Below are 18,131 nucleotides of genomic sequence, written 5' to 3'. Positions count from 1 at the left end.
GGCGGCCCGTGCCACGTTCGCCGAGCTGCGTCGCCAGCGAATCATTCAGTGAGGGAGCCACCCTGCGTACCGCCCGAGTGGGCCGGATAGTTTGAATCGGCACGAACGACGATAGAGACCTACGGGAGAACAATGCATCCGTTCGACACAGCAGTCGCCCTCGAGACCGTCGGCGACGGCACGTATCGCGGCAGGACATCGGCGCCGTACAACAACATGGTCGGCCCGTTCGGTGGCATCACTGCTGCGACGTTCATCCGAGCCATCGAACGGCATCCGGAATGCCTCGGATCGCCGGTCTCGCTGACGGTCAACTTCGCCGGTCCGGTGGCCGAGGGCGAGTTCGAGATCTCGGCGCGCGCCGTGCGAACCAACCGGAGCAATCAGCACTGGTACCTCGAACTCGTCCAGGACGGTGCCGTCGCAACTACGGCCACGGCGGTATTCGGGACGCGGCGCGAGACGTGGGACAACACCGAGGCCGTGGCACCTGCCGTCCCCTCCCCCGCCGAGACGCCCCGCGGTAACTTTCCCGACGCGATCGCCTGGGCACAGAACTATGAGATGCGTTTCGTTGCAGGCGCTCTGAACGACCAGGAATCACCGGACTCGACCGAGACACTGTGGATCCGCGACACGCCGCCACGTCCGGTGGACTTCGCTGCGCTGACCTCGCTCAGCGATGTGTTCTACCCCAGGATCTTTCAGCGCCTCGGTCGCTACGTGCCGGCCGGCACCATCTCGCTGACGATCCACTACTTCGCGACGCCCGACGATCTCGAGCAGCACTCCGACGGGTACGTCCTCGGTACCGCACGAGCACGCCGGTTCCATCAGGGCTACTTCGATCAGACGGCAGAACTGTGGACCGAAGGTGGAACGTTGCTGGCCACGAGCCACCAGGTGGTGTACTACAAGGTCTGACCCACTCCGACCTCCGTCTCGGGTTCGGTCGACGCCGTTCTGGGTAGCGTGAACCCATGACGCACATCTCGACCCACCTCGACATCGTCGCCGCTCCCGGCGTTTTCGCCGACCTCGCGACGGCGCAGGAATTGGTCGCCAGGGCGCTGTCGGCCCGAGGACTGACGGGCGGAATCGTCGGCACCGCAGCCGGTTCCGACGAGGTGATCGTCGTTCCCGGTGACGGAATCCCGGTCGACACGGCGTCGTACAGCGGTGTCGTTCGGGTCGATCTGGGCCAGTGCACACCGGACAGATCGCCGGGCATCCGCACTCACATTCGCGGCCGCGGACTCGACGGTCTACGGTTCGCGATCGACAGCGTGTACTTTCAACGCTTCCACCCCGGGACGATCCTGCACTACGGGGATCACCCCGAGCAGCGCGTCGAACAGCGGTTACCCGAGAGCGACGGTCCGTCACCTGTCGCGATGCTGATCCACGGTGGATATTGGCGTTCGCGATGGGAATTCGACCTGATGGACGCGATGGCCGTCGATCTGACCGCGCGGGGTTACGCCACGTGGAACGTCGAATATCGTCGCCCCGACGAACACGGGTGGGACGCGATGACCAGCGACGTCGCGTCCGCGCTTGCCGCTCTGGAGACGGAACCCGGCGACCTGGATCTGTCCCGGATAGTTGTGTTGGGCCATTCGGCGGGCGGTCAACTCGCTCTGCGCCTCGCGGCCGATTCGGCCGGGAAGGCCGTAACCCCGGCTCTCGCAGTGAGTCTGGCCGGTGTCCTCGATCTACGGGTCGGCGACGAGCGCTGGCTCGGCGAGGGTGCGGTGTCGAATGCGATCGGTGCGCGATTCGCCGGTGCGCAGGAGACGTACGAGGCATCGTCTCCGAACTCGAGGCTTCCGCTCGGCGTTCCGCAGTTGGTGGTGTGCGCGGTGTCGGACGATCCCAACCTGCTCGAGATCAGTCGGGCGTACTACGCCGCCGCGTCGGCGGGCTCGGATTCGGTCGTCTCGGTCGAAGGACCCGGGGGCCACTTCGCGGTCATCGATCCCGCGTCGGAGATCTATCAGGACATGGTTCGCGAGGTCGACGCCCGAATACGAGGTACCCGAGACCACGCGTCCGAGTAAGTCCGTATCGTGCAAGGTGTGACGCGCAGCACAACGACGTGTATGCCGAGACTTCAGGAGCGAGATCGATGAAGAGCACCATGCAGGACACCCCACTGTCCATCGGCCAGCTGGTTCGATTCGGGACGTCCATTCACTCCTCGGCCGAGATCACCACCTGGACGGACACCGGTCCGACCACGGTGACCTTCGGGGAATTGGGCAGGCGGGCAGCGCAACTGGCACACGGTCTGCGGTCGATCGGCATCGACGACGATCAGCGCGTCGGAACGTTCATGTGGAACAACGCCCCGCACATGGAGGCATACATGGCGATTCCTGCGATGGGCGCGGTGCTGCACACGCTGAACATTCGACTCTTTCCCGAGCAGCTCACCTACATCGTCAACCATGCCGAGGACCAGGTGATCATCGCCGACGCGAGCCTGCTCCCTCTGCTGACGCCCCTGCTGCCGACGTTCGAGACCGTACGGCATCTCGTCGTCGTCGGCGTCGACCCGACGCAGGTCACTGCACCCGACGGCATCGAGGTACTGGGTTACGAGGACCTACTCGCAGGCAAGCCGGAAGAGTTCGACTGGCCGGAGCTCGACGAACGATCAGCTGCCGCAATGTGTTACACCTCGGGTACCACCGGCGACCCCAAAGGAGTCGTGTATTCGCATCGCTCCATCTACCTGCATTCGATGCAGGCGTGCATGACCGACGCGATGGCGATCGCGCAGTCCGACAAGGTCTTGGCCATCGTGCCGATGTTCCACGCGATGTCGTGGGGGTTGCCCTATGCAGCGCTGATGGTCGGTGCTTCGTTGATCATGCCCGACAGGTTTCTGCAGCCGGCACCACTGGCGGAGATGATGTCGACACTGCGACCGACGGCTGCGGCGGCAGTTCCGACCATCTGGCAGGCCCTGCTCGCTCACCTGGACGAGCACCCGGCGGATCTGTCGAGTCTGCGTGACGTGGTGGTCGGCGGTGCCGCATGTCCACCGAGTTTGATGCGGGCGTTCCACGAGAAGTACGGGGTGCACATCTCGCAGGCGTGGGGCATGACCGAGACCTCGCCTCTGGGTACCTCCGGCAAGCCTGATGTCGGCCTGTCGGCGGAGGATGAGTTCGACTTGCGTTGCACGCAGGGCAGATTCGTCGCCGGGGTTCGAGCACGGCTCGTCGGCGATGCCGGTGAGGTGTTGCCGTGGGACGGCAAGACCGTCGGCGAACTCGAGGTGCGTGGCCCCTGGATCACCGGCAGCTACTACCGAGCCGATGCGGACGACAAGTTCGACGACGGTTGGCTGCGCACCGGTGACGTGGGAACCATCTCCGAGGGCGGCTACCTCCGCCTGACCGATCGTTCGAAGGACATCATCAAGTCCGGTGGCGAGTGGATCTCGTCGGTGGAACTCGAGAACCAGGTGATGGGCCATCCCGCCGTACGCGAGGCCGCAGTCATCGGCGTGCCCGATCCGAAGTGGGACGAACGGCCCCTGGTCGCCGTCGTCGTGCGCGAGGGTGCGTCGGTGACGGCCGAAGAACTGAGAAAGTTCCTCGACAGCCGCGTCGCGCATTGGCAGCTTCCCGAACGCTGGACCTTCATCGACGAGGTCCCGAAAACCAGCGTCGGCAAATACGACAAGAAGCGACTGCGTAGCTCGCATGCCGACGGGGCATTGAACGTCATCGAGTTGGTCTGATCCGGTCGGCGAGTTACACGTCCCTCACACGACCTACGAATACCAGTAATGGTCTACCCCTAACGTCGTAACGGACAGCGACGACAGGGAGTCCCGGACAGTGTTGATCAACCGTTGTGCAGCGGCACTGGCGGTGACCACGGCCTTTCTCCACCTGAGGATGGGGATCGGCAGCGCACTCGGTGTTGTGGTCGCCGCCATGGCGGTGGTGTGCCTGCTGTGTGCTGCCGATCTGTGGCGGTCGACGGGCAATCGTCCGTGGGTGATCATGGCGACGTCGAGCGCCGTGATGCTGCTTGCGCATGCCTCCGGTCCGGCGGGGCATCATCAGGCCCTCGTCACCGACAGGGTCAGCGACGTCTCGGCGGCCTCGATTCTTGCTGCGACCGAACTCGCGCTCGCCGCCGTCGTCGTTTTCCTTCGCACGCGCCGCATTCCGCCGGAACTTCTCCACTACCCATTGCAGGAGCCACGATGACCGATACCTTTGCGCCCGTTGTAGTTCACCCCCTCGAACCGCTGACCCCGCAGGAGATTTCGAGGACGTCGGCGATCGTGACTCGGGAGCGGAGCCTGACCTCCGCTGCGCGCTTCGTCTACATCGAGTTGCTGGAGCCGACCAAAGCCGATCTGCAGCAATCGGATACGGACCGTCGAGCATTCGTCGTCCTGCGTGACCGTGACGCTCATGCCACCTTCGAAGCAGTGGTCTCGCTCACTCATGATGCCCTGATCAGTTACACCGAGATCGCCGATGCCCAGCCACCCATCACACTGGAGGAATTTCTTCGCTGCGAGGACGTCATCAAGGCCGACCCGCGCTGGCAGGAAGCGATGGTCAAGCGCGGCGTCACCGACTTCTCGCTCGCGATGGTGGACAAGTGGGCCAGCGGCCACACCATGGAGGGCGACAACCCCGGTGGTCGACGCCTCGCCCGCCCGCTGACGTTCGTACGAAGCGAAGCGCAGGAGAACGGATATGCGCGGCCCGTCGAGAATCTGGTCGTCACAGTCGATATGGACACGATGGAGGTGGTCGACGTCGCAGACACCGGAGTGGTGCCCATCCCACAGACTCCCGGCAACTACCTACCCGGATTCTACGAACGCCCCGGCAATGTCCCGGAATTCCCCCACCAACGCGCACCGATGAAGAAGATCGACATCACCCAACCCGACGGTCCGTCGTTCACGGTGGACGGCCACTACGTCGAGTGGGCGAATTGGCGCTTGCACGTCGGCTTCACACCTCGTGAGGGGTTGGTGCTGCATGACGTCGGTTACGTCGATCGCGGAACTCTGCGGCCGATCATCCATCGGGCGTCTCTGTCGGAAATGTACGTACCGTACGGCGATCCCGGTGACAGCCAGTGGAACAAGAACGTGTTCGACGAGGGCGAGTACGGTTTGGGCGTTCTCGCCAATTCGCTTCAGCTGGGCTGTGATTGCCTCGGTGAAATTCACTACTTCGACGCCTACGTCAACGATCAGGACGGTCAGCCGATCGAACTTCCGAATGCGATCTGCATGCACGAGGAGGACTTCAGCATCGGTTGGAAACATACCGACTTCCGCGACAACGTTGGCCAGGTCCGACGCAACCGTCGGCTCGTGGTGTCGTTCTTCGCCACCGTGGGCAACTACGACTACGGCTTCTACTGGCATCTGTATCTCGACGGGTCCATCGAATTCGAGATCAAGCTGACCGGCATCATCTCCACCGGTGCAATCGAGCCGGGCACGATCCCCGAGTTCGGCACCCTCGTCGCGCCCGGTCTTTACGGGCCGCATCACCAACACTTCTTCAGCGTTCGCCTGGACATGAACGTGGACGGGCCACGCAACAATCTCTACGAACTCGAAGCCGAGGCAGTGCCCGCAGGCCCCGAGAACCCGCACGGGAACGCGTGGCGTCAGACCAAGCGCCATCTCGCCACCGAATCGCAGGCACAGCGCGTCGCCGATCCACTCCGGGCTCGTTCCTGGTTGATTGCCAACGCGGACAAAAAGAACAAGCTCGGCGGGCACATCGGGTACAAGATCGAGCCGTCCGGTGCGGTCGCTCTGCCTCTGGCACAGCCCGGTTCGCAGCAGGCTCGCCGAGGCGGGTTCGCCACCAAGCACCTGTGGGCGACGCCGTACGCAGAACGGGAACGCTATGCAGCCGGTGAGTACGTGGCCCAGAATCCCGGCTTCGACGGCCTGGTGGCATACACCGCGCAGGATCGCTCACTCGAAGACGCAGACCTGGTCATCTGGCCCACGATCGCCGCGCACCACGTGGTGCGCCCCGAGGATTGGCCGGTCATGCCGGTCAGCCATGTGAGTCTGCACCTCAAGCCCACGGGATTCTTCGACGGCAATCCGATGCTGGATCTGGCACCGGAGACGCCGAAGCCCGCCGGGCATTGCTGCACCGAGTAGCCAGCCGCGTCCAGGCCCGGAGACCACGGTCTCCGGGCCTGCTCTCTACGTCGACGTCTCGGTGACCGACGCACTCACCAGCGACGAGGTGCGCACACTCAATCGAGTTCGGTCGGCGCGGAACAGGTCCACCGAATACTCGACGGGTCGTTCGGACTGGTCGTATCCGATGCGTTCGAGCTTCAGGATGGGCGTCCCCTCGGGTTGCCGGAGCAGCGAGCCCGCGGGCGCACTGATCGTCGCCAATTCGATGGATTCGTCTGCCATACAGACCGATACGCCGAGCCTGGTGCGCAGCGCCTCGTACACCGAGTTCAACGGGGTCTCCAGAACTCGGCCACAGATGCTGTCGCTGAGGTACATCTGCTCGAGCGACAGCGTGTCCCCGTCCGCGAAGCGCAGCCGCAGCAGCGATACCACCGGTCCGTCTCCCAGCACCTGGGCCGCCTCCGGGCTCGGCTCGGCGATCCGCGCCGAGATGACCTTGGTCCCGTCGCGAAATCCCTGTTCGTGCAGCATCTGCGGGACGCCCTTGACGGTGTTGAGGCTTCGCAGCAGTCGCCGGCTCTGACAGAGGGACTGCGCACTTTCCGGTGACGACGAACCCGGTGTCACCGAGGTCAGGAACGCACCGCCGGCTCTCCCCTTCGTCCGTCGGATGACGCCGTCGCGTTCGAGGAGATCCAGTGCTTTGCGCAGCGTCGTCCGTGACGTGCCGAGTCGCTCGGCCAGTTCGCGTTCGGGTGGCAACCGGGCAACGGACCGCGATTCGAGCTCGGCAGCCAACCGAAGAAGCGCCGCGTGCGTCTGCTCCATCAACAGCACCGAATCACCTCGATTTCCTTCGTCACGACCGCAGAAGCCCATTCAATCTTCGATCAGGCCCGCGCAACACCCCTCGACCTGGGCATTAACGCACGATTAACACGGCGGGTGTCCTATGACCCGCAACCAGGTCACGCGTTACACGACGTTCACGTATCGACGAGAAAACCAGAAATGGTCTACGCCCATCGTTGCACCTACCCGAGAACGCAACATCTACCGAAGGGTGCAACACCGTGGAGGATTCCAGGTCGGCACGCGCCGCTCTCGGCGTGGAGCTCGCTCGCTCGGCGGGCGAGATCGCTCGTCACTGGTTCGACACCTCAGCCCTCACCGTCGAACAGAAACAGGACGGTTCCCCTGTTACACAAGCGGATCGCGATATCGAGACGCACATCAGAGCCGGCGTCGCCGAGCACTTCCCCGCCGACGGCTTTCTCGGGGAGGAGTTCGGTGAAACCAGCGGCACGTCCGACTACCGCTGGATCGTCGACCCGATCGACGGAACCAAGTCGTTCGTGCACGGAGTTCCGCTGTACGCCAACCTGATTGCGCTCGAAGAAGGTGAGCAGATCGTCTTCGGCGTCATCAATCTACCCAGCGCAGACATTCTCATGCACGCCGAGCGCGGCAAAGGATGCTGGAAAAATGGTGCACAGGTGCATGTTTCGACCAGAACAGATCTGGACGGTGCCTATGTGATGGCAACCTGGCTCGAGGACTGGCACCCGGATACTATCGTCGACCTCCACGCCACGGGTGCCGTGCTGAGGACCTGGGGCGACGCCTACGGCTACATGATGGTCGCTAGCGGCCAGGCCGACGCAGTGGTCGACTACACGACGCAGATCTACGATCTCGCCCCCATGCCGGTGATCATCGAGGAAGCCGGCGGCACGTTCACCTCGCTCGACGGAGCGCGAGACTTCGACAAAGGCAACGGGATTGCGACAAACGGCGCAATTCACGACTCGGTTCTCAAAATAGTCAACCAAGGATGACGCACATGAAAGAGTACATTCGCGGCCTGAGCCGAAAGAGCGTCATGACGTTCTTCGGCGGTATCTACGCTCTCGCTCTGCTCTTCGCACTGTTCCCCCCGCTGTACATGTGGGGCAGTGGCATTCGCTACGAGATTCTCGGCATTCCGTTCGCCATCATGTACTGGCTGATCAACGGAGTCGTGCTCGGACTCACTCTCTGGGGTCTCTACATCGTCGAGGACATCCGCGGCGAACTCGACGAGGATCTCCTCCCCGCTACCGCACCGCTGACTGGAGAATGACATGTTGATCATGCTGGGAATGCTCGGCGTCTTCTACGCCGTCGTCATCTTCATCCTCTACACCACCCAACAGAAGACCTCCCCCACGTTCGACGAATACTCGGTCGGTGGCCGCAGCTACGGCCCCTGGTACGTCGCGATGAGCTACGTCAACTCGTGGTGGCCGGGCTCGGTGTTCATCGCGTTCTTCGGACTCGCCAGCGGCGCAGGCGTTTTCGGACTGTACGGTCTCGCGTACTCCAGCCTCGGTGTCGCCATGATGTACTTCATGGCAACCCGCGCCTGGCGCTGGGGAGCGAAGTACAACCTCCGTTCACAACCCGACCTGCTCGGCCTGCGCTTCAACTCGCGCGGCACCAAGATCGTCGCCAGCGTCATCGGCATCGTCTCGCTCTTCCCGTGGGTCGTGCTCGGCATGCAGGCACTCGGTGAGGTGTTCCAGATCGCCAGTGCCGGAGCATGGTCCGTCACCACCTGCCTGTTCGTCGGCCTGGCCGTCATCGTCATCCGCCAATACTGGACGGTCAAGATGGGCATGCGCGGCCTGATCATGACCGACATGTTCCAAGGTCTGGTCGCGTACGTCTTCTCCGCGGCGCTCTGCTTGATCCTGCTCTCCGGTGTCGCCGGCGGACCGATCAGCTTCTCGACCCTCGGAGACGTCGCCGACGAGTACCTGCGCGTCCCCGGCGACGGTGACTCCTACGGCCCGTTCTACCTCTTCGCGCTCATCTTCACCGGTGTCGTCGGATCGCTCTGCTGGCCGACGAGCTTTCAGCGCATCTACACCGCGTCCAGCGTCCGCGCAGTCAAGTCCGGCACCATCCGCACCGTGCTGATCTCCGGCGTCTTCTACTCCCTGCTCATGCTCGTCGGCATCGCCGGCACGGTCATTCCCGCCGTCGCCGATTCTCCGCAGACCGGCTGGTTCACCATTGCCGAGAGCTACGGCGGGACGTGGCTTCTGGGACTCGCCGCCACCATGGTGTTCGCCGCGTCCATGGGCCACATCGACGGCAGCGTGCAGGTCTGCGGACTGCAGATCGCCAACGACATCGTCAACTCCGACAAGCGCAAGCTCACCGACAGCCAGCTCACCAAGGTGGCCAAGACGAGCATGCTCGCGTTCATGGCAGCGGCGGCCATCGTCGCCTACGCCACCTTCAACATGACGCGCCTGCAACTCCTCGCGCAGATTTCGTACCAAGGCGTTGTGCAGCTTGCCATTCCACTGTTCCTCGGCATCTTCTGGCGAGGCGGCAACGGTAAGGGCGCAGTCGCCGGAATGATCTCCGGCTTCACCGTCGCACTGGTGCTCACCGCCATCTTCCCGGACGACATCGCCGGACTCGGCAGCCTCACCGGCGGCGTCGTCGGTATGGCCGTCAACCTCGCCGTCTTCCTCATCGTCTCCAAGGCCACCGGAACCACGGCCGAGGAGAAGGCCCGCGTCGACGAGATGTTCGAGGTCGGCAAGCGTCCTACCCGCACGGCACCGGTCGACCTGTCCTTCGAGGATCAGATCGAAGAACTGGCCGCCAACCCCGCACCGGAGAAGATCTAGTGGCCTTTCTCGACGATTTCGCCGCGATGTCGCAGTTCGGTGCCACCGCCCCCGGTGGCGTGCACCGCGAGGCAGCAACCGCGGACGACGGTCGAACCAGGCGGTTCCTCGCCGACTGGTTCGACCGGCACGGCTTCACCACCACCGTCGACGCGGTGGGAAACATGTACGGCACCGTCGAGTTGGTTCCCGGTGCGCCGTACGTGCTCGTCGGCTCGCATCTCGACAGTCAGCCGACAGCCGGGAAATACGACGGGGCCTACGGGGTCCTCGCCGCGGCCCACGCCGCGTACGAGGTAGCCGAATGTGTCGAACGTGGTTCGGTGACTCCGCAATTCAATCTTGCGGTGGTCAACTGGTTCAACGAGGAAGGCTCCCGTTTCTCGCCCAGCCTGATGGGAAGCGGGGTCTTCATCGGTAAGTTCGACGCCGACGACATCCTGAAGGTCACCGACCGCAGTGGCGTCAGCGTGCGGGATGCCCTGTCCGATATCGGCTTTCACGGCAATGACGATGCGCCCGAGGCCGCCTCGTACGCCGAGATCCACATCGAACAGGGTCCCATCCTCGAGAACACGGGCACGACGATCGGCATCGTCACCGCCAACTGGGCCGCACGGAAGTACTCGATCACCGTGCACGGCGAGCAGTCGCACACCGGCGCAACTCATATGGCGCTGCGTCACGACGCGTTGGTCGGTGCCTCGCGCATCGTGCTCGCCGTCCGAGAACTCACGACGCAGTTTCCGGAACAGGCACTGCTGGCCTCGGTCGGCGAGTTCGACGTCGAACCCAACTCCCCCATCGTCGTGCCGTCGAAGGTCACCATGGCCATCGACATCCGGTCATCCGATCCCGAGGTTCTCGAGCAGGCCCACGAGAAGATGCTTGCAGCAATCGATTCCGTGAACGCCGACGGGGAGGTGCGCGTCAGCATCGACACCTCGGCGCTGCGGCCGTCCACGAGCTACCAGATCGAGGGCGTCGAACTCGCCGAGGAAGCCGCCGAGTCCCTCGGATTGTCGTGTCGACGGATGCTCACCATGGCCGGCCACGACTCGGTGAATCTCAAGGACGTCGTTCCGACGGTGATGCTGTTCGTCCCCAGCGTCGACGGCATCTCGCACAGCGAGAAGGAGCTGACCCACGACACCGACCTACTCGACGGCATGAAGATGCTCGCCGAGACGGTCGCGCGCATGGTGCGCGGCGATATCGGGGTCGGCCTGCCCGTCGAACTCGCCGGCACGAAAGGCACTCGATGAATCCCCTCTTGACGAAGACGATCGCCGAGATCCGCGAGGCATTCGGCAGCGGTGAGACCACTCCCCTGCACCTGCTCGATGCAACGCTGGAGCATCTGGAGGCTATCGACCCCGTCATCAATGCGATTGCGTACCTGGACGAGTCCGGTGCCCGTGCGGCAGCCCAGGCAGCCACCGACCGCCTCGTATCCGGCCGTGCGCGAGGCGACATGGACGGCATACCGGTGACCATCAAGGACAGCGTTCATGCGATCGGGATGCCGTGGCGACACGGCGTCGCCGCGAATGCAGACCTGCCGATGTCGACCGTCGACGCACCACCGACTGCCCGGCTCAGAGAAGCCGGCGCAGTCATCGTCGGAAAGACGACCATGCCCGACATGGGGATGATGGCAGCGGGCGTCAGCTCGCTGTACGGAATCACCCGCAATCCCTGGGACCTCTCCCGCAACACCGGTGGATCCAGTGCCGGCGCGGGTGCGTCGTTGGCGTCGGGCATCGGTTTCGGCTCTGTCGGTTCCGATATCGCCGGGTCGGTGCGGTTGCCTGCAGGACACTGTGGGCTCGTCGCATTGAAGCCGACGCAGGGCCGCATACCGCATACGGCTCCGTCGACCATGCGATCGGCCGGTCCGATGGCGCGCACCGTCGACGATCTCATCGATCTCTACCGCGTCATCTCCGGGCCAGACCCTCGCGATACCTGGAGCCTGCCCTACGAGGACTCCACCGACATACGCGCGGGTCTGGCTCCTGCCGGACTTCGCATCGGCGTCATGCTCGACATGGGCTACGGTCCCACCGTTTCCGACGACATACAGGCCGTGGTGCGTTCTGCAGCAATGCAACTGAGTGCAGCGGGTGCCGTGGTCACCGAGATGCCGCCGGTCTTCGGCGCAGATCCGTACCCGGCGTTGGATCGCCTGTTCCAGGTTCGTGCGCGCACGGAATGGGAGGCCATTCCCGAGAATCGTCGATCACAGGTATTGCCCGCCGTCGCGGACTGGGCCTCGGCGGCGGCGGAGTATTCGGCCAGTCGGTTCTCGCGTGACACCGATGCGGTGATGCGCTCGCAGGAGTTGGTTCGGACGCAGACCGCCGAGTTCGACTTCGTCATCTCTCCGGTCATTCCCACGGTGGGCTTCGGGGCCGAGGAGGTCGGGCTCGATCCGGCACAACCGTTGGGCCACTGCAGCTTCACCGCGTGGTTCAACCAGACTGCGCAGCCGGCATCGGCGCTGTGCTTCGGATTCAGCGGGCCTATGCCCGTCGGGATCCAGGTCGTCGGGCCGCGGTTCGCAGATCAGGCGGTGCTACGGCTGACGAAGTGGCTCGAAGGTGCACGTGAGATCGAGATGAATTGGCCGACGGCTGTGGCCGAAGACAAGATCGGAGCACTGGGATGACCGTGCGACAGACATTGAGCGAGTTGGGCATCTGGGCCGCGGGTGAAGTGACGCTGGACCCCGGGACAACCATGGCAAGCCCGAGTTGGTGGGGCGCGGACTCCGAGCGCTTCTCGGCGCGAGCCGAAGTCGCGGACTCCGGCGTGGGATCGGCTGCGTACATCAAGGTCATGGAACCGCATGCGCGCGACTACGTCGACGTTGCAGCATCCTTCTCGGCGGCAACTGCAGCCGGGGACGCGGGAATCGGACCGAAAGCCTTTGTTTCCGATGCAGCCTCGGGTGTACTGATCATGGAGGACTTCACCGGCGTGTGCCACACCGCGACGTTGGATGTGTTCGACGACGACGCCGAGGTCGAAAAGCTCGTCACACTCCGCACCTCCGTGCACGGTCTGAACGGAATCACCAGGCGTGCCTCGGTGTTCGACGATCTGACGCAGGCACGCAGCTTGGTCGAGCAGGTCGGCGGCGCATTGCCGGCCGACTTCGACTGGATGCTGCGCACTCTCGGGCCCGCCGAAGCGCGAATCGAGAGCGCCGGCGTCGACGCGGTGCCCTGCCACGGCGACGGCAATGTCTCCAACGTCCTGGTGCTCGACGACGGCAGCATGCGACTCGTCGACTGGGACGTTGCGGCGCTGATGGATCCGCTGCAGGACATCGGTGCGTTGCTCGCAGAGATCCGCCCGTTCGACACCGACGCACGCGAGGTGTTCGAGATGATGTGGGGCTCGTTCGACAGTGCTCTGTTCGATCGCGCTCGCATCTACGGCATCGCCGACTGCGTGCGGTGGGCCCTCATCGGCTCCTACGCGGACGCGATGAGGCCGGGTACCCACGAGTACTCGAAGTTCTCCGACTGGCAGTTCCTGAGGGCGCGCGCTGGACTGCGCGACCCGCATTTCGACGACCGAGTACGGAATATCTGAGGTGGCCATGAACGAGATCGCACTGGGATCCGCCCGCACCGAACCCGAACGGCAGGTGGAGAAAGCCCTCGCCGCTGTTGCGGAGTGGGAGGGACTGAACATCACCTATACCCCTGTACCCGGAGGGTTGATGAACAGCAATTGGCGCATCACCGTCGAGGGAAAACCTAAGCGTTACTTCATGAAACTTCCCGGTGCCGGAACGGATTCGTTCATCGATCGGTCGCTGGCCAACGAGGCTGCGCGTCGCGCAGGTGCTTTGGACATCGGACCCGAGGTGGTGCTGTTCGATCCAGTGACCGGCGTGGAGGTCATCGAATTTCTCGAGGGCTATCGGGCGTGCACCAACGGTGACCTCAAGCGCCCCGAGATTCCCCTGGGCATGATCGATCTGTATCGCGTGCTGCATTCGGGAAGCAAGCTCAGCATCACGAAGACGATTTTCGACATGATCGACGAACACCTCGATCAGGTTGCCGAACTCGGCGTGCGGTTGCCGCGCGACGCCGAGGTGATTCTTGCGGAATACGGGCAGGCGAAGCACGCGATGCTGGCGTCCGGACTGGATCTGGTTGCGTGTCACAACGACCCGATGCCGGGCAACATCCTGATCGGCGACGGTCTACCGATGAAGTTGGTGGACTACGAGTTCGCGTCGAACAACGACCGCGCCTACGAGCTGGCCGTGATGATCACCGAGATGTTCTACGGCGAGCAGCAGACGATGGAATTGATCGAGGAGTTCTACGGCAAAGCCGAGTGGTCGATGATCTCCCGGGTGCAGGTGTGCAGCGCGCTCGCCGACGTCAAATGGGGGCTGTGGGGTTGCATGAACCACAAGCTCAGCAGCGCATGGGATTTCGACTACCACAAGTACGGAACCTGGAAGCTCGCCCGCGCACGGATGAAGATGGCGGATCCGCGTTGGGCGTTCTGGCTGCAGGGGTTGTGAGGTGACCACACTCGATCGCGTCGGAGCCCTGAGCGTCAACGGTTTCGATGCGTCCTCGGCCGTGGGGCTCAGCACTCGCACGCTCGATCTGGTCGAGCGCCGAAGGCGGGTACTCGGGCCTGCCTATCACCTGATGTACGAGACCCCGCTCGAGTTGGTACGAGGCGAGGGTGTGTACGTCTACGACGCCGATGGCACGCGGTACCTGGACATGTACAACAACGTTGCCAGCGTGGGGCATTGCCATCCCCGGGTGGTCGAGGCCGTCACCCGGCAGATGTCGTTGATCAACACGCACACGCGGTACCTGCACGACGCGGTGATCGGCTACGCCGAGGATCTGGTCGGCACCTTCCCCGACCGGTTGGACACCGCGATGTTCACGTGCACCGGGTCCGAGGCCAACGACCTCGCTCTCCGGATCGCACGGCACGCGACCGGCGGTCAGGGCATCATCGTCACCGAAAGTGCTTATCACGGAGGGACGGTGGATGTGGCGGCATGTTCGCCGTCGATGGGTCCGGCGTCCGTTCGCGACGCTCCGTGGTTGCGGACGGTTCCGGCACCGGATGCGTACCGGGTCGTGGGCGATCTGGGGACGTGGTTCGCCGAGAAGGTTCAGGAACAGATCGACGACCTGGTCTGCAGCGGCGTTGGTTTCGCTGCTCTGCTGATCGACTCGATCTTCGCGTCCGATGGGATCTTGCCGGAGCCGACGCCGTTCCTGAAGCCTGCGGCAGATGTCGTTCACGCAGCGGGTGGGGTGTTGATCGCCGACGAGGTGCAGCCGGGGTTCGGCCGGCTGGGCGCGTCGATGTGGGGGTTCGAGCGGCACGGGTTGCTGCCCGACATCGTGACGATGGGTAAACCGATGGGCAATGGCATGCCCATTGCCGGACTGGTGATGCAGAGCTCGCTGGCCGAGCAGTTCGGCCGAGACCTGCGCTATTTCAACACCTTCGGTGGTAATCCGGTGACCATCGCTGCGGCGCAAGCGGTGCTGGACGTGATCCGAGACGAGGACTTGGTGGCCAATTCGGCCGCGATGGGTGCGCGGGTGCTGGCAGGCCTGCGAGGGATTGCCCCGAATGTCGATTCCATCGGGGACGTCCGGGGTGCGGGATTGTTCGTCGGAGTCGAATTTATCGGCCCTGCAGGTGAACCGGATCCGGCCGAGGCACTGCGGGTGGTCAACGCCATGAAGAAGCGCGGGGTGCTGATCTCGGCCACCGGCCTGTACGGAAATACCCTGAAGATCAGACCGCCGTTGACCATCGAGGCGGCGGACGTCGACTACTTCCTCGAACAGTTCGCGGCGGTCGTGGCCTGACGGTTCCGCTATCCGCTCCAGCCCCAGTTGTAGGGGTTCACCACGATTCGATACCAGACATCGGTGTCCGCAACGTTGGTGCAGGGCACCAGGATGTAGGACTGCGACGCATGCTCGAGCGACAACGCCTTGTTGCAGAAGTACTGTGCGCCTTCGCCGGATTGCTCCGCGCGATAGACGGGGCCGTAGTGCCATTCGTCGGCACTGGCTGTCCCGACTCCTATCGTGGCTCCGGCTGCGAGCGGTAGCGCCAGGAGTCCGGTCAGAACAGCAATGCGTCGGCTGGAGTGGGTCATCGGAGCCTTTCGTCGGTGGCACAGTCGTCGCCGGCCGTCGTCAGGCCACCGACTCGATCCCTTCACCTGTGAAGTCGCACGAGAACCGAGTCGCGTTACCCGCCGTCATCGCGCAGTTGAATTGGGAACCGGCCCCAACGAAGCAAGCGTCATCTCTGCCACCTGTTCGAGTTGACGCCGCGTTGCCCCGTCCCGGGCGCGCTGGGACATGCCCTGAATGATCACCCCGATGAATTCCGCGACGTCGACGGGCTCCCATGACGGAGGCAGAATGCCGTCGGCGATGTTCGCGGAAATGCGTTCCGCAAGCAGGAACACGTTGGCATTGCGCATGTCCCGCAACCGATCTGCGATGCTTCGATTGGCGTCGGTGACACCGACGGCCGAGCTGATGATCAGACAGCCGCCCGGACAGGACTCGTCCGTGTAGTGCAAGGCCGCGTCGTTCAGCAGTCTCGAGATCAGCTTCGCCGCGTCGGGCTCCTCGGCGAACGCACGCTCCATGAAGTCGCCTCGAGTGGCGAGATATCGCTCGATCGCGGCGAAGAACAACCCTTCCTTGCCACCGAATGCGCTGTAGAGACTGGGCGGATTGATGCCCATCGCGCTGGTGAGCATCGAGACGGAAGTGCCCTCGTATCCGTGCTCCCAGAAAGCGAACATCGCCTGATCCAACGCCGAGTCGACGTCGAACTTGCGCCCTTGTCCTCGCACTCCGGCCATCGGCCCTCCACATCTCGATCCGTTCTCGCAACTGTGATTCATCGTACTCCTGTAGCGATCATTAAACGAATCACCTAGCCTTCGACGGAAGGTTCAGTTCTCGATGGAACGAAGGGGTAGAGAATGGTCACCGAGACACGCAACACATCGCACGCGGTCAACGCGAACGCCGCCATTGTCTGGATGCTGCTCGCAGTGTTCGGGGTGGGAACCATCGAATACCTCGTCGCCGGAGTCCTTCCGGACATTTCCTCCGATGTCGGAGTCGGGAATTCGACTGCGGGCCTGCTTATCACGATCTATGCCGTCACGGTCGTCATAGGCGGTCCGCTGCTCACCATCGCGACCACCCGGGTTCCCCGGACACCGCTCATCGCCGCATTGATGGCCTTGTTCATCGTCGGCAACATCGGAACCGCATTGGCCCCGAATTTTGCGACCCTGGTGATATTCCGCGTCATCACCGCGCTCCCCCACGCCACGTTCTTCGCGCTGTGCCTGGTGTTGGCAACGTCGTTGGTGGAGCCGGAGCTTCAGGGCCGAGTGATCGCGCGCGTGACGCTCGGCCTCAACCTCGCGACCGTCCTCGGAGTTCCGCTGGGAACGCTGATCGGCTCGCAACTCGGCTGGCGCTGGTCGTTCGCCATCGTCGCGCTCTTCCAACTGATCGTCACCGTCGCCCTGATCGCCTCGACCCGACGCGCAGCACCGTCACATCAGACCGGCAGTGTCACTTCGGAACTGAGTGTGTTCACCCGAGGTCCGGTGTTGTGGGCGATCGGGCTCACCGCACTGAGCCAGGCCGCGCTGTTCGTGGTGTTCACCTACATCGCGCCGTACCTCACCGATCACGCCGGAATCTCCGCGTCCACCGTCACCATCGTGCTGTTCGTCTTCGGCGTCGGCTCCGTCGTCGGCAATCAGCTCGGCGGGTACTTCGCAGACAAGGCACTCGACACGACGCTGTACACGGCGTTGACGGCACTCGCGGGCGCGCTCGTCGTCCTGTTCCTCTTCGGTGGCACAGCGTGGTTCGCCTTCGCGTGGATGTTCGTTCTCGGTGCAGCGGGCTTCTCGATCATCCCGCCACTGGCCTCGAAATTGATCGGCGCGGCCAGTGAAGCACCACACCTGGCAGCCACCGTCAACATCGCCGGGTTCCAACTCGCCAATGCCGCGGGGGCCTGGATCGGCTCCATCGCCTTGTCCGGAGGCAGCAGCGTCTCGGTCCTGCCGGGCCATCGGCGCTGTTCTGGCCGCCGGTGCGGTGGTATTGCTGTTCGTCAGTCGTCGCGCGTCCAGGATGCCAGAGGTTAACGCTTGAGGACGCATGCATAACGCTCGATCGGCGTTCTTCGATGCACCATTCTGCGCT

The 18,131-nt window shown here is 63.7% G+C and carries 17 protein-coding genes; 14 read left to right on the top strand and 3 right to left on the bottom strand.

Going from position 1 to position 18,131, the window contains the following annotated elements; genetic code table 11:
- The first annotated feature begins 132 nt into the window (after positions 1–132).
- From QM615_RS15705 to QM615_RS15685, 5 genes are all read left to right on the top strand, one after another.
- Positions 133–924, top strand: coding sequence for an acyl-CoA thioesterase (locus tag QM615_RS15705; RefSeq protein ID WP_149407800.1), 792 nt, complete (start codon positions 133–135; stop codon positions 922–924).
- A gap of 56 nt (positions 925–980) precedes the next feature.
- Positions 981–2,060, top strand: coding sequence for an alpha/beta hydrolase (locus QM615_RS15700; protein WP_149407801.1), 1,080 nt, complete (start codon positions 981–983; stop codon positions 2,058–2,060).
- 68 nt (positions 2,061–2,128) lie between these two features.
- Positions 2,129–3,754 carry a long-chain fatty acid--CoA ligase gene (locus QM615_RS15695; protein ID WP_149407802.1) on the top strand — a complete coding sequence of 542 codons (1,626 nt, stop codon included), beginning with the start codon at positions 2,129–2,131 and terminating at the stop codon, positions 3,752–3,754.
- A 100-nt stretch (positions 3,755–3,854) separates the two neighbouring features.
- Positions 3,855–4,232 carry a hypothetical protein gene (locus QM615_RS15690; protein WP_149407803.1) on the top strand — a complete coding sequence of 126 codons (378 nt, stop codon included), beginning with the start codon at positions 3,855–3,857 and terminating at the stop codon, positions 4,230–4,232.
- Positions 4,229–6,178 carry a primary-amine oxidase gene (locus QM615_RS15685; RefSeq protein WP_149407804.1) on the top strand — a complete coding sequence of 650 codons (1,950 nt, stop codon included), beginning with the start codon at positions 4,229–4,231 and terminating at the stop codon, positions 6,176–6,178. Before QM615_RS15690 ends, QM615_RS15685 begins: the two co-directional genes overlap by 4 nt.
- Before the next feature lie 45 nt (positions 6,179–6,223).
- Here the strand turns inward: QM615_RS15685 and QM615_RS15680 are convergent, their stop codons facing one another.
- Positions 6,224–6,994: a GntR family transcriptional regulator gene (locus tag QM615_RS15680; RefSeq protein WP_094668940.1), complete on the bottom strand. Its 771-nt coding sequence runs from the start codon at positions 6,992–6,994 to the stop codon at positions 6,224–6,226.
- 245 nt (positions 6,995–7,239) lie between these two features.
- Between QM615_RS15680 and QM615_RS15675 the strand changes: the two genes are divergently transcribed.
- Genes QM615_RS15675 through QM615_RS15640 form a run of 8 tightly spaced genes read left to right on the top strand, consistent with a single transcriptional unit; the run spans position 7,240 to position 15,737 of the window.
- The gene (locus QM615_RS15675; RefSeq protein WP_188078835.1) at positions 7,240–8,004 is read left to right on the top strand and encodes an inositol monophosphatase family protein; all 765 of its coding nucleotides are present in this window, start codon (positions 7,240–7,242) and stop codon (positions 8,002–8,004) included.
- A 5-nt stretch (positions 8,005–8,009) separates the two neighbouring features.
- Positions 8,010–8,288: a hypothetical protein gene (locus QM615_RS15670; RefSeq protein WP_149407807.1), complete on the top strand. Its 279-nt coding sequence runs from the start codon at positions 8,010–8,012 to the stop codon at positions 8,286–8,288.
- A 1-nt stretch (position 8,289) separates the two neighbouring features.
- On the top strand, positions 8,290–9,852 hold the full coding sequence (locus tag QM615_RS15665; RefSeq protein WP_149407808.1) for a sodium:solute symporter family protein: 1,563 nt from the start codon (positions 8,290–8,292) through the stop codon (positions 9,850–9,852).
- The gene (locus QM615_RS15660; protein ID WP_262498595.1) at positions 9,852–11,117 is read left to right on the top strand and encodes a M20 family metallo-hydrolase; all 1,266 of its coding nucleotides are present in this window, start codon (positions 9,852–9,854) and stop codon (positions 11,115–11,117) included. The genes QM615_RS15665 and QM615_RS15660 overlap by 1 nt, the downstream gene beginning before the upstream one ends.
- Positions 11,114–12,523, top strand: coding sequence for an amidase (locus tag QM615_RS15655; protein WP_283347662.1), 1,410 nt, complete (start codon positions 11,114–11,116; stop codon positions 12,521–12,523). The genes QM615_RS15660 and QM615_RS15655 overlap by 4 nt, the downstream gene beginning before the upstream one ends.
- The gene (locus tag QM615_RS15650) at positions 12,520–13,455 is read left to right on the top strand and encodes a phosphotransferase family protein (RefSeq protein WP_283347661.1); all 936 of its coding nucleotides are present in this window, start codon (positions 12,520–12,522) and stop codon (positions 13,453–13,455) included. Before QM615_RS15655 ends, QM615_RS15650 begins: the two co-directional genes overlap by 4 nt.
- Before the next feature lie 7 nt (positions 13,456–13,462).
- Positions 13,463–14,407, top strand: coding sequence for a choline kinase family protein (locus QM615_RS15645; RefSeq protein ID WP_283347660.1), 945 nt, complete (start codon positions 13,463–13,465; stop codon positions 14,405–14,407).
- Between the two features lies 1 nt (position 14,408).
- Positions 14,409–15,737 carry an aspartate aminotransferase family protein gene (locus tag QM615_RS15640; protein ID WP_283347659.1) on the top strand — a complete coding sequence of 443 codons (1,329 nt, stop codon included), beginning with the start codon at positions 14,409–14,411 and terminating at the stop codon, positions 15,735–15,737.
- An 8-nt stretch (positions 15,738–15,745) separates the two neighbouring features.
- Here QM615_RS15640 and QM615_RS15635 read toward each other — a convergent pair whose 3' ends face one another.
- On the bottom strand, positions 15,746–16,033 hold the full coding sequence (locus QM615_RS15635; RefSeq protein ID WP_283347658.1) for a hypothetical protein: 288 nt from the start codon (positions 16,031–16,033) through the stop codon (positions 15,746–15,748).
- Between the two features lie 105 nt (positions 16,034–16,138).
- Complete coding sequence (locus QM615_RS15630; RefSeq protein WP_283347657.1) at positions 16,139–16,756, bottom strand: TetR/AcrR family transcriptional regulator; 618 nt, start codon at positions 16,754–16,756, stop codon at positions 16,139–16,141.
- 123 nt (positions 16,757–16,879) lie between these two features.
- Here QM615_RS15630 and QM615_RS15625 point away from each other — a divergent pair, with 123 nt between their 5' ends.
- Positions 16,880–18,073 carry an MFS transporter gene (locus QM615_RS15625; RefSeq protein ID WP_283347656.1) on the top strand — a complete coding sequence of 398 codons (1,194 nt, stop codon included), beginning with the start codon at positions 16,880–16,882 and terminating at the stop codon, positions 18,071–18,073.
- Positions 18,074–18,131 lie beyond the last annotated feature (58 nt).

This window comes from Rhodococcus sp. IEGM 1341 (assembly GCF_030056895.1).
In the GTDB taxonomy this organism is placed as follows: Bacteria; Actinomycetota; Actinomycetes; order Mycobacteriales; family Mycobacteriaceae; genus Rhodococcoides.
The sequence above is the reverse complement of the archived record's forward strand: the minus strand, read 5'-3'. Positions and strand labels throughout refer to the sequence as shown.

Excerpts from the sequence above, each read along its gene's own strand:
- QM615_RS15635 (WP_283347658.1), bottom strand. The coding sequence starts at position 16,033 with ATGACCCACTCCAGCCGACGCATTGCTGTTCTGACCGGACTCCTGGCG.
- QM615_RS15700 (WP_149407801.1), top strand. The coding sequence starts at position 981 with ATGACGCACATCTCGACCCACCTCGACATCGTCGCCGCTCCCGGCGTT.
- QM615_RS15655 (WP_283347662.1), top strand. The coding sequence starts at position 11,114 with ATGAATCCCCTCTTGACGAAGACGATCGCCGAGATCCGCGAGGCATTC.
- QM615_RS15650 (WP_283347661.1), top strand. The coding sequence starts at position 12,520 with ATGACCGTGCGACAGACATTGAGCGAGTTGGGCATCTGGGCCGCGGGT.
- QM615_RS15670 (WP_149407807.1), top strand. The coding sequence starts at position 8,010 with ATGAAAGAGTACATTCGCGGCCTGAGCCGAAAGAGCGTCATGACGTTC.
- QM615_RS15685 (WP_149407804.1), top strand. The coding sequence starts at position 4,229 with ATGACCGATACCTTTGCGCCCGTTGTAGTTCACCCCCTCGAACCGCTG.
- QM615_RS15665 (WP_149407808.1), top strand. The coding sequence starts at position 8,290 with ATGTTGATCATGCTGGGAATGCTCGGCGTCTTCTACGCCGTCGTCATC.
- QM615_RS15625 (WP_283347656.1), top strand. The coding sequence starts at position 16,880 with ATGGTCACCGAGACACGCAACACATCGCACGCGGTCAACGCGAACGCC.
- QM615_RS15705 (WP_149407800.1), top strand. The coding sequence starts at position 133 with ATGCATCCGTTCGACACAGCAGTCGCCCTCGAGACCGTCGGCGACGGC.
- QM615_RS15680 (WP_094668940.1), bottom strand. The coding sequence starts at position 6,994 with ATGGAGCAGACGCACGCGGCGCTTCTTCGGTTGGCTGCCGAGCTCGAA.
- QM615_RS15645 (WP_283347660.1), top strand. The coding sequence starts at position 13,463 with ATGAACGAGATCGCACTGGGATCCGCCCGCACCGAACCCGAACGGCAG.
- QM615_RS15630 (WP_283347657.1), bottom strand. The coding sequence starts at position 16,756 with ATGGCCGGAGTGCGAGGACAAGGGCGCAAGTTCGACGTCGACTCGGCG.
- QM615_RS15695 (WP_149407802.1), top strand. The coding sequence starts at position 2,129 with ATGAAGAGCACCATGCAGGACACCCCACTGTCCATCGGCCAGCTGGTT.